General features: G+C 44.0%; 11 protein-coding genes. 4 read left to right on the top strand and 7 right to left on the bottom strand.

The window, feature by feature from the left end:
* Positions 1-230: 230 nt before the first annotated feature.
* Positions 231-650 (top strand): hypothetical protein, encoded by a 420-nt coding sequence (locus PCC7418_RS05650; RefSeq protein ID WP_015225215.1) that lies wholly within the window; start codon positions 231-233, stop codon positions 648-650.
* Positions 651-1124: 474 nt separating this feature from the next.
* On the opposite strand, the gene aspS is transcribed toward PCC7418_RS05650, so the two are convergent.
* From aspS to nadB, 3 genes are all read right to left on the bottom strand, one after another.
* Positions 1125-2915 carry an aspartate--tRNA ligase gene (gene aspS, locus PCC7418_RS05645; RefSeq protein WP_015225213.1) on the bottom strand — a complete coding sequence of 597 codons (1791 nt, stop codon included), beginning with the start codon at positions 2913-2915 and terminating at the stop codon, positions 1125-1127.
* 52 nt (positions 2916-2967) lie between these two features.
* Positions 2968-3264: a hypothetical protein gene (locus PCC7418_RS05640; RefSeq protein WP_015225212.1), complete on the bottom strand. Its 297-nt coding sequence runs from the start codon at positions 3262-3264 to the stop codon at positions 2968-2970.
* Positions 3265-3345: 81 nt separating this feature from the next.
* Positions 3346-4986, bottom strand: coding sequence for an L-aspartate oxidase (gene nadB, locus PCC7418_RS05635; protein WP_015225211.1), 1641 nt, complete (start codon positions 4984-4986; stop codon positions 3346-3348).
* A 206-nt stretch (positions 4987-5192) separates the two neighbouring features.
* Between nadB and PCC7418_RS05630 the strand changes: the two genes are divergently transcribed.
* From PCC7418_RS05630 to PCC7418_RS05620, 3 genes are all read left to right on the top strand, one after another.
* The gene (locus PCC7418_RS05630) at positions 5193-6020 is read left to right on the top strand and encodes a tetratricopeptide repeat protein (protein WP_015225210.1); all 828 of its coding nucleotides are present in this window, start codon (positions 5193-5195) and stop codon (positions 6018-6020) included.
* Between the two features lie 224 nt (positions 6021-6244).
* Positions 6245-7792 (top strand): glutamine-hydrolyzing GMP synthase, encoded by a 1548-nt coding sequence (gene guaA / locus PCC7418_RS05625; RefSeq protein ID WP_171814937.1) that lies wholly within the window; start codon positions 6245-6247, stop codon positions 7790-7792.
* 120 nt (positions 7793-7912) lie between these two features.
* Positions 7913-10018 carry a cation:proton antiporter gene (locus PCC7418_RS05620; RefSeq protein ID WP_015225208.1) on the top strand — a complete coding sequence of 702 codons (2106 nt, stop codon included), beginning with the start codon at positions 7913-7915 and terminating at the stop codon, positions 10016-10018.
* Positions 10019-10048: 30 nt separating this feature from the next.
* On the opposite strand, the gene PCC7418_RS05615 is transcribed toward PCC7418_RS05620, so the two are convergent.
* The 4 genes from PCC7418_RS05615 to PCC7418_RS05600 are packed head-to-tail and all read right to left on the bottom strand — an operon-like array spanning position 10049 to position 16052.
* Positions 10049-12688: a hybrid sensor histidine kinase/response regulator gene (locus PCC7418_RS05615; RefSeq protein WP_015225207.1), complete on the bottom strand. Its 2640-nt coding sequence runs from the start codon at positions 12686-12688 to the stop codon at positions 10049-10051.
* A 3-nt stretch (positions 12689-12691) separates the two neighbouring features.
* Positions 12692-15193 (bottom strand): methyl-accepting chemotaxis protein, encoded by a 2502-nt coding sequence (locus PCC7418_RS20735; protein WP_015225206.1) that lies wholly within the window; start codon positions 15191-15193, stop codon positions 12692-12694.
* On the bottom strand, positions 15190-15681 hold the full coding sequence (locus tag PCC7418_RS05605) for a chemotaxis protein CheW (RefSeq protein ID WP_015225205.1): 492 nt from the start codon (positions 15679-15681) through the stop codon (positions 15190-15192). Before PCC7418_RS05605 ends, PCC7418_RS20735 begins: the two co-directional genes overlap by 4 nt.
* Entirely contained in the window at positions 15681-16052 is a 372-nt protein-coding gene (locus tag PCC7418_RS05600) for a response regulator (RefSeq protein ID WP_015225204.1), read from the bottom strand. The genes PCC7418_RS05605 and PCC7418_RS05600 overlap by 1 nt, the downstream gene beginning before the upstream one ends.
* Between the last annotated feature and the right edge of the window lie 2 nt (positions 16053-16054).

Genomic DNA, 16054 nt, shown 5'->3' with positions numbered 1-16054 from the left:
TCTAAAATTGTCGTTAGTCATTCGGGAATTTGCCCCAAGCAACAGATCTAGCACTACTGATTCAATTTAATATGGAATCCACTTATGGTTGCTACATAAAACTGGTTTAATAATCCCCCATTAGCCCCCCTTTCTAAGGGTATGTCGCACACTTTTTTGTATTTCATATAAGACAGATCCCAATCCAATCTTTTTCCCTGTGATAAAATTGCCACCAAAGAGGCAAAGGAATGAGAATGGAGACACCAGAGATTAGAGTAGAGGGAACTCAGGGCATTTTAGATTTAAAAGAAAATGATGAGAAACTCAATGAGTTAATCAGCCTGATTGTCGCTGCACAACCTTATTTATTTCTCCCCGCAGAAGATGGGATGGAAGAATTAAGACATTTTATTAAATTCCAAAATCAACAGCGATTAATGAAAAATTGGAATTTTACTCGCCCCCTGCAACTATGGGACATCCAAGACACCTCTCTTAATCTGATGGGTCGTCAGGCTGAAGACGGAGAACGTTTTGTGGGACTCTCCATTCCTCATCATGGGGTAGAAACTGAACTACCGATTCAGATCTGGGTGGAAGCAGATGAAGATGCACAAACAGCAATGCTCTATTTACCCAGTGAAGATGAGAGAAACTTGCTTCAATGACCCCCACCTACTTTGTGAGGTGGGGGTCATTGAACGAAAAATTGCCTTCTCCTGCGATCATTATTTCCCCTGAGGTTTCTTGAGTTCCTTGTGGAAACAACCAACTTGACATACTCACCGCCCTAGAAGGACGGTGATTCCTACCCGAAGGTAGTTACTGGCTCAGCGACACCACTTACTAACTCTGGTTTCCCTTCATTAACAGAGGCGGAAGTCTCCTCAGTCGTTTGAGGTTTCCCTCTAGTTTCCCAAGGCAATTGGGTACTATTTAGACAACCAAATTTCTTGTTGATTGCTTTAATCTCGACGAGAGATCAAGGTTTTTAGACTGGTTGAATACCTTTCCAGTATTTCCCTATATTAACACAGAACGCCCTTAAGGGCAGCGGAGCAAAGCGTGAGCAGCTTTAAACCCGTGATATTTTGGTAAGCCTCGAAACTGATGAATCGTTAAGTGCTCTAGATTTTTTGCCATTATTCCATCTCCGGATCGTAGGTGGAAGCAACATAAAGTTCCTTCAGTTGCTTTTCATCCACTGCACTAGGGGCTTCAGTTAACAAGCAACTGGCTTGCTGGGTTTTCGGAAATGCAATCACATCGCGAATGGATTCTTCTCCCGCCAATAGCATGACGAGGCGATCTAACCCGTAAGCAATTCCGCCGTGAGGAGGGGTTCCATAATCAAAGGCTTCGAGAAGGAAACCAAATTTTTCCTCTGCTGCTTCTGGGGATAAGCCAATGGCTGCAAACACCTGTTGTTGAATTTCTCGCTGATAAATCCGCAGACTTCCGCCACCGATTTCAAGACCGTTATACACTAAATCATAGGCTTGCGCTCGTGCGGTTTTGATATCCTCTAAATCATCAGGATGGGGGGCGGTAAAGGGGTGATGAAGAGCTTCTAAACGTTTTTCGTCGGGATTCCATTCAAACATGGGAAACTCAGTCACCCAAAGCAGATTAATCGCATTTTCATCAATTAATCCCATTTCTTCCCCTAATGCTTGACGGACGCGATCTAAAGATTTATTGACGGTGACGGTATCTCCCGCGCCAAACAGTAAGAGATGTCCAGGTTGTGCGCCCGTGCGTCGGAGTAATTCTTGTTTTTGTTCTTCGCTGAGGTTATCTTTAATCGCGCCAATGGAATCGATTTCCATTCCTTCCCGCACTCGGACATAAGCCAAGCCTTTCGCGCCTGCGGTTGCTGCTTGTTTGAATAAATCACCGCCCGATTTAATGCGGACGTTGGAGATTTGATCATTCCCCCCTGGAATGGGTAAAACTTTCACCAAACCACCACTTTTGACCGCACCCGAAAAGACTTTAAAGCCAGAATCGGCGACAATATCAGACACATCGACTAATTCTAAGCCGAAACGGGTATCAGGACGATCGCTGCCATAACGGCTCATGGCTTCATTGTAAGTTAAACGCGGGAACGGACGGGGGAGATCAATCCCTTTTACGGTTTTGAAGATATGACAAACTAACCGTTCATTGAGATCAAGGATTTCGTCTTCAGAGAGGAAACTCATTTCCAGATCAAGCTGCGTAAACTCCGGTTGACGATCCGCCCGTAAATCTTCGTCACGGAAACAACGAGCGATTTGATAGTAGCGGTCAAACCCAGACACCATCAATAGTTGCTTAAATAGCTGAGGCGACTGCGGAAGGGCGAACCATTGTCCAGGATTCACTCGCGAGGGAACTAAATAGTCTCTTGCGCCTTCGGGAGTGGAACGGGTGAGGATGGGGGTTTCCACTTCTGCAAAGTTTTCTTCGTCTTCGAGGAAGCGACGAATGGCTTTAACGACTTGATGACGTAAATGGAGGTTTTGATTGAGTCTCTCCCGCCGTAAATCCAGATAGCGATATTTTAAGCGAATATTCTCTCGGACAGCATCGGCTTCATCACTGGAAATTTGAAATGGAAGCTGTTTCCGTACTGCATTTAAAACTTCAATTTCATCCGCATAGACTTCCACCTCGCCTGTGGGAAGATTGGGATTGAGGGATTCTTCAGGACGTTGACTCACTCGCCCTGTCACTTTCACCACATACTCATTACGGATATTTTCGGCTTGGGGATAGGAATCGGGTGTCCGTTCTGGATCACTCACGACTTGCACGATACCAGCGCGATCGCGCACATCTAAAAAAATCACACCGCCATGATCCCGACGACGATCCACCCAACCATACAAGGTTACTGTTTCACCAATTTGTTTTGCTTTTAAGTCTCCGCAATAGTATGTCCGCATTTTTGTTAATTGTTCTTTATTAATTGTTCTTTGTTAATTATTAATTATTACGTTACTCTTCTGGTAAATCCGAAAGTTTAGTAAAGGCTTCTAACATCACTTCTTGACGTGCTAAAACTTGATTGATTTGATGAGAAAGTTGGTAATGGTTTTTCCGTACTTCATCTCTTAATCTATCAATATCTTCACTCAAATGATCAAAGCCTTCCGAAATATGACCAACGGTCATCCGCAGGCTTCGTCGTCTCACGGCGGAGTACGCAACATCAATTTTTAAGGTCTTTACTTCTTCATAAAGCCTTTGCATTTCTCGTTTTAGTTCATTAATTTTTCGATTGTCATTAGTCATTTGTTATTTGTTCTTGGTTCATTGTTCTTCGTTCATTGGTAACTGGTAACTGGTAACTGGTCACTGATCACTGGTAACTGGTCACTGGTAACTCCCCATTGTCCACCAAGTGTCATTTTGGATCAACGTATGAACCTGCCATTCTGAGCGCGATCGCGGGTAATCAGAACGATAATGTCCGCCTCGACTTTCTTCACGAAATAAAGCACTTTTCAGCACTAAATACGCTACATCCAATAGATTAAACGTTTCTCCAGCACAACGCAATTGCTGTTCCGCGTTGGGATCGCTAAATTCGATCGCGCTTTTTAAGGTTTCTCCCTGTAAAAACTCAGCAATACTCAACTCCGCAACAGTTTCCCGCCATGCTTCCACTTGCGCTAACCCCTGGGCTAACTCGACTTCAGTGCGAGAAATTCCAGCACTATCCCAAACTAAAACCCGTAACGCTTCTCTCAACTCTTGTAGATAATTGACTTCTTCCGCCCAATTGGTTTCTCCCCAAGTCAAGGTTTCTGATGTCGGAACATCGGTTAAGGGCTGCACTGTCATCATCTTAAATTGTTGTCCAAAAACCAAACATTCTAAAAGAGAATTACTCGCTAAACGATTCGCGCCATGAACCCCTGTATTTGTCGTTTCTCCCACCGCATATAAGCCTGGAATAGAGGTTGCGCTATTAATATCAACGGCGACTCCTCCCATCCAATAATGGGCTGCGGGGGCGACTGGAATCGGTTGTGAGAAAACATCAATGCCATAAGACTGACAGACTTTGATAATATTCGGAAAGCGATATTCAATGCGTTCTCTTGGAATCGGGCGTAAATCTAAATAAACTGTCGCATGAGCAGGGTCATCCGAGGTTTTGTGGAGATGATTATAAATCGCACGACTGACAACATCACGAGGGGCTAATTCCCCATTCGGATGATATTCAAACGCAAACCGATACCCAGTTTCATCCACTAAATGCGCTCCTTCTCCCCGCACCGCTTCTGTAATTAAAAAGTGAGGCGCACCTGGTTTTGTTAACGCTGTGGGATGAAATTGAAAGAACTCAATATCTCTTAATAATGCACCGACACGCCAAGCCAAAGCCACACCATCTCCCGTGCTGACTGTGGGATTTGTGGTTTGGGCAAAAACTTGTCCGCCACCGCCAGTGGCTAAAATAACGGCGGGTGCTTTCACCCATTGAATTTTATTTTCATGTAATAGACGAACCCCTTCACAGTGTTGGGTTTGGGGATTAACCTCCAATTGTAAAACAAAGGCTTGAGGAATCACCGTAATATTCTCACGGGCTAGCACTTGTTCGGTGAGAGTATTAACAATGGCGCGTCCTGTGGTATCCGCAGCATGAAGCACCCGAGGATAAGAATGGGCTGCTTCTAGGGTCATCGCCAGTTCTTCCCCTTTACGGTCAAACTCTACCCCTAATTCAACAAGGGTTTCAATGCTAGATGCTGCATGATCAACGAGAAACCTGACTGCTTCTGGAATACACAAGCCAACTCCCGCTTTGAGGGTATCTTGATAATGATTGTCTGTGGAATCTCCTGGCGCGATCGCTGCTGCAACTCCTCCCTGCGCCCAGTCACTCGCGCCAATTTTCAGGTTCTCCTTGCTGACAATGGCAATCCGAAGATTCTGAGGAAGACATAAAGCGGTATAAAGTCCAGCAGCACCAGCACCAACGATAATAAGATCAAACTGCATGATTGTGGGAATTGCCTTTGCGTGTCAGCTAAAAGAAACAGTATAGCTGATTTTTCCTTGCCTTACCTCACGATTAGAAAAAATTACTGATATTAATAAATATTTCATCCTCGAAAATTCATCGCTTTTACGATTCTAGTTTAAGTGTGATTTAGAATACAATAAAAATAGAAATAAAAAAGATATTTAAAGTGAGCTAATGAAAAATGGTTTTACTGGATTGGACTGAAAAAATTAATTGGTCGTTTCTTGTCGGTCAATCTTCAACACAGGCTAAAATTCATTTTCAACGAGGTCAGGAATTCTATACCAACAAACAGTATCAAGAGGCGATTCAGTCATTTACCCATGCGATTGATTTGAAGCCTGACTATGCCGAAGCCTATGGACATCGAGCAAGAGGATATTTTAAGTTGAGAAAATATAAAGCTGCTTTTGCAGACTGTAATTATGCAATTCAACTAGATGATACAGATGCCCAAGTTTATGCGACCCGAGGCGGAACTTGTTTTAAATTGAAAAAATATGAGCAAGCACTCGCCGATTGTAATCATGCGATCCGACTCAAGCCTCATCTCACTAAGGCTTATTATTATCGGGGGATTACTCGTTGTCAACTTCAAACTTATCAGGAAGCTGTCTCCGATTTTAGCCATGTGATTCGCGCCAATCCTTACTTGACAGAAGGATATTATAATCGCGCAGTGGCTAAGTTCTACAGTGGCAACATTCAGGGCGCGATTGAGGATTATAATCATGCTCTGGCGTGCAATCCTCAATACGCAAATGCTTATTATAATCGAGGCTTAGCGAAAAAGAAATTAGGAGATCACCAAGAAGCCTTTTTAGATTGGCGACAAGCTGCTGATTTGTTTCTCCATCAACGGCGTATGTCCGCCTACAGCAAAGCGATTCATCTGATGCAATCTTCTCCGATCAGTGAAAAGAAACGTCGCCAACGATCGCCAGATATTATTGAACGCGGTGTTGAAAATATAGAAGTTGATGAAATTGCATCAGGATTATTGCAATAGTTGCTGTCACCTCCGAATGAGTGACTTCAGATTATGTTAAAGTAGGAGTAATATTAAGAAATATTACAAGTATTTCCTTGCTATGATAAAGGAATACCCAAAATTCTATTGCTAGTCTGCTTTTATAATTTATCCCCGCAAACACCGTGACTATTTCAACTGACTCTTCCCAAAAAAGTGCAGCGATCGAGCAAGCAGAAATCACAGGTAGCATCAATCGGCAAATGATTGCGATCCTTGATTTTGGTTCTCAATACTCGGAACTGATTGCTCGGCGAATTCGTGAAACTCAAGTATATTCAGAAGTTCTGCCCTATCGGACAACCGCAGAACAACTCAAGAAATTAAACCCTCACGGTATTATTCTCTCAGGCGGTCCCAGTTCCGTTTATGATCAAGGAGCCCCACAAGTTGACCCAAAAATTTGGGATTTAGGCATTCCTGTCATTGGTGTCTGTTACGGAATGCAAGTGATGGTACAACAGTTGGGGGGAGTGGTCGAACGGGCGAAACACGCTGAATATGGTAAAGCCTCTCTCCATATTGATGAGGAAGAAATTTTGTTTCCTGGGGTTGAAGATGGCGCAACCATGTGGATGAGTCATGGTGACTCCTGCATTGAACTTCCTCTAGGTTTTCAGGTGTTAGCCCATACGGACAATACCCCTTGTGCCGCGATCGCGCATCCAGACAGAAAACTCTACGGGGTTCAATTTCACCCCGAAGTGGTTCATTCTGTGGGTGGGGCGGTTCTGATTCGGAATTTTGTGTATAAAGTTTGTCAGTGCGAACCCACTTGGACATCAGAAGCCTTTGTGGAAGAAGCCGTGCGGGAAGTGCGGGCAAAAGTCGGGGAAAAGCGCGTCTTACTTGCCCTGTCTGGCGGTGTGGACTCCTCAACCCTTGCCTTTTTGCTTCACAAAGCCATTGGCGATCAGTTGGTCTGTATGTTTATTGACCAAGGGTTTATGCGGAAAGGAGAACCGGAACGGTTGCTTGAGATTTTTAAAGATCGCTTTCATATTCCTGTTGAATATGTTAACGCGCGCGATCGGTTTTTAGCGCAATTGGAAGGGGTGAGTGATCCTGAAGAAAAACGCCGTCGTATTGGTCACGAATTTATTAAAGTCTTTGAAGAAAAATCCCGAGAACTCGGACCGTTTGACTATCTCGCCCAAGGAACACTCTATCCTGATGTCATTGAGTCCGCAGACACCAACGTTGACCCGAAAACAGGAGAACGGGTTGCGGTTAAAATTAAAAGTCACCACAATGTTGGCGGTTTACCCGAAGACTTACGCTTTAAGCTAGTTGAACCCTTACGCAAACTCTTCAAAGATGAAGTGCGAAAAGTGGGCTCATCCCTTGGTTTACCCGATGAAATTATTCAACGCCATCCCTTCCCTGGGCCAGGTTTAGCGATTCGTATTATCGGGGAAGTCACCGCAGAACGTTTAAACATTCTCCGCGATGCTGATTTTGTCGTCAGGGATGAGATCAAAAAACAAAACTGCTACCAAGATTTTTGGCAAGCCTTTGCGGTACTGCTTCCTATCCGAAGTGTTGGTGTCATGGGGGATAAACGCACCTATGCCCACCCGGTCGTATTACGTCTGATTTCCAGTGAAGATGGGATGACTGCTGACTGGTCGCGCGTTCCTTATGACCTCCTGGAAACGATTTCTAATCGCATGGTAAATGAGGTCAAAGGCGTGAATCGTGTTGTCTATGATGTTACCTCTAAGCCCCCTGGTACCATCGAATGGGAATAGTTTGATCGGGAATAGTGTCTTTTAAGCTCATCCCCCGCAGCGAAGGTCGGGGGTCATCGCAGATCAAACTCGGTGAACTATGATCAGGTTAACTTTCTTGTTGATTCAGTTGGAGCGACCTTGTTTTCTTTTATCTCCGATAGTCCACTGGTTGAATTCACCATTCTACTCCTTGTTAGCCTCACCATTCCTCCCATTTTTGAGCGGTTGCGCTTACCAGGATTAGTGGGGCTACTGGTAGCGGGTATTATTCTCGGTAATGATGGCTTACAACTCCTCAACAAGGACAGCGAAACCATGAAACTGCTGTCGGATGTGGGGAAAATCTATTTGATGTTTGTGGCAGGTCTAGAAATTGATCTAGAGGAATTTCGGAAAAAGAAAAATCGCGCGATCTCTTTTGGTCTGGCTACATTTATGTTCCCGCTTGTTTTCGGCTTCGGTATTGCCCAAGGCTTTGATTATGGCTGGAATGCGTCCATTCTCATTGGTTCTCTCATTGCCTCCCATACCCTTTTAGGCTTCCCGATTGTGAATCGGCTTGGGGTTAGTAGTAATGAATCGGTCATTGTCACGATTGGCGCAACAATCTTCACTGACATTGCTGCATTGTTAGTTCTTGCTATTTGTATCGCCATTCATGCGGGAGACTTGTCTGCTACTAGCTTAACTTTGCAATTGGTGGGGCTTGTTCTTTATTCTGCTTTGGTGTTATTTGGGGTCGATTGGGCAGGTAAAAAATATTTTCAACGCACGGGAGACGAGGAAAGTAATCAGTTTCTGTTTGTCTTGTTGGTGGTATTTCTCGCGTCAGTGGGGGCGCAACTGGTTAATGTCGATAAAATTGTCGGGGCGTTTCTAGTGGGTTTAGCGGTGAATGATGTCGTAGGACACAGCCCTGTGGAGGAAAAAGTGGAATTTGTTGGCAGTACCCTATTTATTCCCTTCTTTTTTGTCAGTATGGGCTTATTACTCGATATTCCTGTTTTTATTGAAACCCTTCGCTTTAATTTTGCTTTCCCCTTGGCGATGATTGTGGGGTTATTTGTATCTAAGTTTTTAGCAGCGTTTCTCGCTAAACTGTTCTATCGCTATTCTTGGGATGAAACCTTGACGATGTGGTCGCTTTCCTTACCGCAGGTGGCTGCAACCTTAGCTGCTGCTCTAGCAGGGGTACAAGCGGGGTTAATTCCGCAAGCAGTCTTTAATACAGTCATTGTTTTAATGCTGGTGACTTCCTTAGTGGGGCCGTTATTCACGGAACGTTTTGGAAGTAAACTTCCTTTAGCGACAACTGGACTGAATACGGGAGAAGATTGGGTTTGGTGGGAACAGGTGGAGGAAGAATTACAACAGGAGATTATTAATCCTGCTTTAGTGAAAGCCCAAGAAAATTTGTTTACGGTAGTCGTTCCTGTATATAACCCGATGACAGAACGCTATTTAATTGAAATGGGAGCGTTGTTAGCCCGTCACGAGTCGGGAATCCTTGTTCCCTTAACGGTAGTACAAGCCCATGTCCACATGGATGAACCACAGCTTTCTGTGTCCATTCAGCAGCAAGAAAAACTCTTAGCGAAGGGGGAAAAGTACAGTAACGAGTTTCAGGTTAAGGCGAGTCCGCTATTACGCATTGATGACGATATCGCAGAAGGGATTACTCGCACCGCCAGAGAACAAAAAGCAAGTTTAATTGTAATGGGCTGGAGTGAAACGACAACGGGGTTAAGATCGCGCTTATTTGGCAATTTAATTAATAATGTGATTTGGTCGTCTCATTGTCCTGTGGTGGTCACGCGCTTATTGGATGAACCGATTAATCTGCGTCGGATTCTCGTTCCCGTGAAAAACCTCAGCGTGTCTGCGGTTCGGGTGATTCGGTTTTCTCAGTTGTTTGCGGATACGCATCAATCTTCGGTAACGTATCTTCATGTGTGTGACCCGAGAACGACGAAAGATCAAATCTTAGCGTTTGAACAAGAGATTGAACAAGTCTTGCAGCAAGGAGGCGCAGAGATTAATTATCGGATTAAAACCATTGCTTACGATCGCGCTTCTGAAGTCATTATTCGGGCTGCGCGATCGTTTGATCTCGTCGTGCTGCGATCGCTGCGTCGTCGCACAGCAGGAGGATTAGCGGTTAGTGATGTAACGACAGAAGTAATCAATTCTCTCACTTGTTCCTTAATTTTATTCGGTGAACCCCATAGACCTTATTATTCCTGAAGATTGCTTATTAGGGTCGGCTGAAAAAGTTTATCTTACCGTCTCCAAGGCATACTGTTGAACCGTTGTTAGTAACTTTTGCGGACTAAATGGTTTCCCAATATAATCCGTTGCGCCCAAACTAAACGCTTTTTGTCGATGTCGTTCGTGTTCCCGTGAGGTTAGCATAATCACGGGGAGAGAATGCCAACGGGAATGAGACCGGATCGCTTGCAAAACACCAAACCCATCTAAACGAGGCATTTCAATATCAGAAATGACGACATTAATTTCTTTTCCCGGTTCATCAAGGGTTGCAGTGGCTTCTTTCCCATCGCGACAACTAATCACGTCATAGCCTGATTTAGTGAGTAAACTTTCCAGGTTGCGTCGAACCGCTACCGAATCATCAATGACTAAAATCGTTGGATCTTTGTCTGTTTGATGGGTGGTATGAGATGCAAGGGTTGGCGATTGAACGAAGGATAAGAGATCACCCCAATAATCGGGGTCAACCACAGGAACCACGTCTCCTGTTCCTAAAACCGTACAGCCAGCCACATAAGGCGGAACCGGAATTGTGCGATCAAAGGGTTTGACGACTAATTCTCGTTCTCCTTGTAAGCCGTCAATTCCCACAACAATCAGAGTTTCATTGATATTTAAAACTAAGCCAATGGGTTCTTGACCACTGGGGGGAATCGGGTCAGGATAGGGTAGTAATTGTAATAAAGGATAAACGGGAAGCCGTTGCTGATGCCAAATCAGAGTTTGATTCTCTGACATTTCTTTCAGGCTAACCACGGCTAAAATTTTACTGGCAGGAATGGCAAGGGTTTGTTGCTGGGCGCGACAAAGCAGAAAGGGTAAAATACTCAGAGTAAGCGGAATCGAAAGTGTAAAGGTTGTTCCTTGACCGAGAGTGGAATCAATATTGACAGTACCGTTGAGGCGTTCCACTTGCATTCGCACCACATCTAAACCGACTCCGCGACCCGATAAATCAGAAACGGTTTTTGCGGTGGAAAAGTTCGGTAAAAATAGAAATTCTAAAATTTGGTCTCGGGTTAATTCTTGAGGATTTTCTCGTTGGGTTAACCCTTGTGCTTTCGCTTTGGCAAAAACGTTTTCTAAACTAATTCCGCGACCATCATCACTAATATCAATTAGGATTCGATTTCCTTGTAATCTTGCCTGAAATTTAATTGTCGCAATGGGCGATTTATCAACAGTTATTCTTTCTTCTGTGGTTTCAATTCCATGATCAAAGGCATTCCGAAACAGATGGGTTAAGGGCGTTTGTAACTGTTCTAAAATAACTTGATCAACAAGGGTATCTTCTCCCTCTAACACGAGTTGGACTGATTTATGATAGCGTTCATTTAAGTTTTGTAGGGGAACATTAAAGCGTTGGGCGTAAGTTTTAAATGGAATTAAACGAGAATTGGTAATATCAGTCCGAAGTGTATTAAGAAAGCTGAGGAGTTCTTCTAAGGTGTCTTGAAAATCACGAGCAATAATATCAATATCCGCGCGGTTTTCTTGCACCCGTACCATTAATTCTTGAAAGTCTTGTAACGTTTGATGAAAGTGACTATATTGATCCAGTTGTAAGGGATCAAATTCATCGTTGGTTGGGGTTTGATTGAAATAATTCAGGTTTGTGGCAAGTTGGTCATAAAAGGTTTGGACTTGTTCTTTAATGGGCGAGAGTTGGAAGCTATGTTTATGTAACGAACGATTGGCTGCTTGCAGTTGTTGACTAATTAAGTTCAACCGTTCATAGTTAATAATTAGTTCCCCAAAGGTGTTACTCATGCGATCGAGCCGAGTAACGGGCATTTTTAAGCTCAATCCGGGATCAGCAGAGAGATTACTGGGAGTGACTTCAGGGAGAGACGTTTCTGAATCAACGGTTTCCGATTGGGTGCTGAGGGCTTCCCCGTTTAAGCATTGTTGGCGATGGTCTCGTAAAGTATTGAGAGTGGTTTCAGCAATGCTAGAAAGGTTTTCGTGATCCTCTTTTAAAGCAGTTTGTAAGGGCTGAATATCTTGTTGTAACCAATCGAGGCTTAAAGTTTCCGCCAGGAGAACACATTCTTCACAAAAACTTTGTATTGCAGGAATGAGTTGATCACTGGATGCGTTTAGAAGCGGTTCCACTCGTTCGATACATTCTTCTAAATCTACTTCTAAAGCTGATTGAATGATCGCAAAAGGAATGCTTTCTGCTTCTGCTGTAGCTGAATCAGATTCTTGATTTTCTTCTCCTGTTTCAGGGAGACTGTCGAGAAATTGCGCGATCGCGCTCAGTAATTCAGAAGAGACTGCTGTGGGTGGCGTGTCTTTCTGTAAAGCATTCGCAATGACGACACTGACTTCCTCTACCCCTTGACAGAGTAAATCATAAGCAACATCCGTTTCTGTGACGCGCTGATGATAGAGGGCTTCTAATAAGTCTTCTAACTGGTGGGCGAGGGTACTCAGATCCGAAAGCTGAGCAATTCCTGCACCGCCTTTGAGGGAGTGGGCGGTTTTCATTAAGCTGTGAATTGCCTCGGATACATTTTCCCCGTTATATAATGCCGATAATCCTGCTTCTAACTGGGTTTGATAGTCGGGTGCATCTTCATAGAGAAAACACATCCGAGCTTCCTGCGCGATCGCGTCGAGTTGAGTAGCATCTAACATCAGTTAACCCTCTTCCTGCTGTTGTTTTTCTACTTGGAATCGAGATAGAGAATTCTGGAGATCTTGAGATAATTGCACCAGCGACTGTAAGGATTGAGCAACGGTTTGTGACTCGCTAGACGTGGCTTGTGATTTTTCTACCACTCCTTGCATGGTTCCCGTAACTTGTTGTGAGGTTTCCGCTTGGGAAACGGTACTGGTAGAAATCGACTGTAGGAGTTGATCTGCTTTTTCACTCAACTGGGCTAACTGTTGTAAGTTTTGCTTGGTTTCTCCCACTAACTCGGTTCCAGCGACAACATGAGCGGTACTTTCTTCCATCGTCGCCAACACTTCCCCAGTCTCAGTTTGAATGGTTTCTACTAACTGCGAAATTTCTTTCGTGGATTCCGTCACCCGTTCCGCGAGTCTCCGCACCTCATCCGCAACAATGCGGAAACCTTCCCCATGTTCCCCCGCGCGAGAAGCCTCAATGGAAGCATTAAACGCCAGTAAGTTGGTTTTTTCGGAAATACCAGAAATGATACTCACGATTTTAGAAATTTCTTGGGACGATTCTGCGAGGCGTTTCACTTTTTTCGAGGTTTCTCCCGTACTATTGCGAATATTATCAATACTGCCAACCGTGCGATCCATGGCTGATTCCCCACTTTGCGCAGCTTCTCGGGTTTGACGGGAAATGTCCGCAGCTTCTTGCGCCGAATTTGCCACTGCTTGAATCGACTGACTCATTTGCTCGATCGCGCTGAGAGTATGAGTCACTTCTTGGGCTTGCGTCGTTGCATCTTCCGATAAATGTTGAATTGACGTTTCACTGGTGGTTGCGGACTGTTGCACTTGGTTCACCACCGTTTGCACCTGCATCACAATTTCTCGTAAACTGCGAATCGTGGCATTAAACGCATCTGCAACGGATCCCATTTCCCCTTCCACAACCGTGGCGCGAACCGTTAAATCTCCTTTCCGCGCTTCATCAATTTCCAACAGAAGATTCACTACTTCTTGTTGCAGTTGTTCTCTTTCTTGACGTTGATATTCCGCTTCTTTTTCCTTAAGACGGCTTTGTTCTGCCATCATCGCTTCTGAATTATTTATATTATCCGCCATCTCATTAAAAGTGCGGGCTAACTCACCAATTTCATCATTGGTTTCAATTTTGGCGCGAACCCCTTTTTCTCCCCGTGAAAAACGTTTTGTGGATTCTCTTAATTTCTGGATGGGGGTGGCAATTAATCCTGAAACTTGACGCGCCAGAATAATATCAACAATGATTGCAATGACAACTGAGATAGCTAGCGTAATGAGGGTATTACTTAAAAGTTGATTCAATTGCGTGGCTGCGGTTCCTCGCACTAAAACACCAATCGGCTCTCCCCTATAATTTGTAATCGCGTGGGCGGAAGTGGCATATCCTTGACCGCCTAAACTCATCCAATTGATTACCACTGTTTCAGGTTGATTCAGTGCTTTTTCTAACAACTGAGTGGAAGGGATAGCAACATTGGCATCGATTCCATTTGCTGTTTGTTCTTGCGATGTTCCTAAAACAAATTCTCCATCGGGTTGAGCCAGATAAACAGCACTATAACCCCCTTCAAAAGATGTATTAATTTTCTCCACAATGGGCTCTTTCACAACGTCTCCCGAAATCAATACGCCTACTGTTGCATCTGCTTGTTTAACAGGGGTAATTGTGTAGCGAATCAGAAAGTTGTTTCGGTTTTCGAGATCAAATGTGTCCAAGTTTGGCGGGTTAGCTTCCCTGAGCGTATCCGCACTAATGATTTCTGTGGTTTTGATTTGTTCCCCACGGTTAATCGCTGCATTAACTAAATTATTGGGATTAAATGTGCTTCCCACCGCCAAACCATTGGCATCCTCAATGACCTTTGCTTCGGGACTAACTAAGGTGGCAAATTCAATCTTACGCTTGCGAATTTCGTTACTGAGAATTTGATCTACAGTATCATTTCCTTGTCCTGCAATGGCTGCGTTAATAATTGCGGTGTTATCCGCTTGTCCGCGAAAACCAAAGCCCATTTGGTCAATTTTGAGGTTATAGGCAATATCTGCAACGGCTAACTCTGATTGACTTTGTTCTTTTAATTGCGCTCGTAACCCAACAAAAAGTAATACTGAACTGACTGCAACCAGTGCAAGAGATGTCACCTCAGAAATCCCCAGTGTGGCAAGTTGTTTTTTCGCAATCGGACGATTCTTAAACCATTGCCATCCTTGTTGTAAAGGGTTGGTTGGCGCAGTTGCGGTGGATGATTCAGCTTGAGAGATGGAAATAGAAGGCGTTGTCCTATTGATATCATCTAAATGCGCGATCGCGCGGAGAGCACTTCCCCCCAAACTGCCATGAGGATCAGCCTCTGCAACCTCCTGATACAGTTGCCTAGCTTCTTCGAGTTGACCTTGTTCTTCTTTGCGACTGGCTTCGGTGATTTTGCTAGCCAAAGTTGCGATATCAATTTGTTGAGAAATCGGGGATTGAGTCATGATAATACGGATGAATAACTAGAAAGAGAGGATTGTTGTAAATGGTCGAAAATCGCAGCAGTATCAACGATAGCAACTTTTTTATCATTGACTTTCGTGATTCCAGCTAAAAATTGGCGGGCTTGGGGACGAAACCCAGAAGGAACTTCACCAAATGCGGTTTCTGAGAGGGAAATAATCCCTTGTAAACTGCTCACCACAGCCCCTAACCGAAGGTTGGTTTCGGTTTGTGAAGTGAGAATGACAACAGTTAAGCGATCTTGGGCGCGTCTTCTTTGTTCTTTTTGAGGTAACTGAAGAGCATCTCCTAAACCAAAAATCCACAGTAGTCTTCCGCGCTGGTTTAAAACCCCTCTTAAGGGCGGAACAACACCTGGAATGGGACAAATCTCTTTTCGTAAACAAGTCACCACTTCTACTGTTTCTGAAATGGGAATTAGTAAACCGAGAGATTGTCTAACCGTAATCTGAAAGTAATCTTTTGCCATCAGGACGCTAATTGTTCAGCGACAGTATTCAAAAATTCTTTAGGGAGAAAAGGTTTTGTCAGATAGGCATTTCCCCCCTGACGCAGCGCCCAAAATTGGTCAAATTCTTTATTTTTAGAAGAACAGAAAACAATCGGAATATTTTTTAATGTCTCATTTGCTCTAATTTCGCGACATAATTCTAAACCGCTAGAACCAGGCATCACAATATCGAGCACAATTAAATCAGGATCATGTTTTTCTTGAAGTAACCAGCTTTCTGCTTCTTCCACTGAATTTTTCGCAACGACTTCATATCCTGATTGTTCTAGCAGGGAAACCATTAATTTTTGATCGGCGTGACCATCTTCAACGATTAAAACAGTTGTCATTT

Origin of the sequence: Halothece sp. PCC 7418 (assembly GCF_000317635.1) — a bacterium.
Lineage (GTDB): Bacteria > Cyanobacteriota > Cyanobacteriia > Cyanobacteriales > Rubidibacteraceae > Halothece.
The sequence above is the reverse complement of the archived record's forward strand: the minus strand, read 5'-3'. Positions and strand labels throughout refer to the sequence as shown.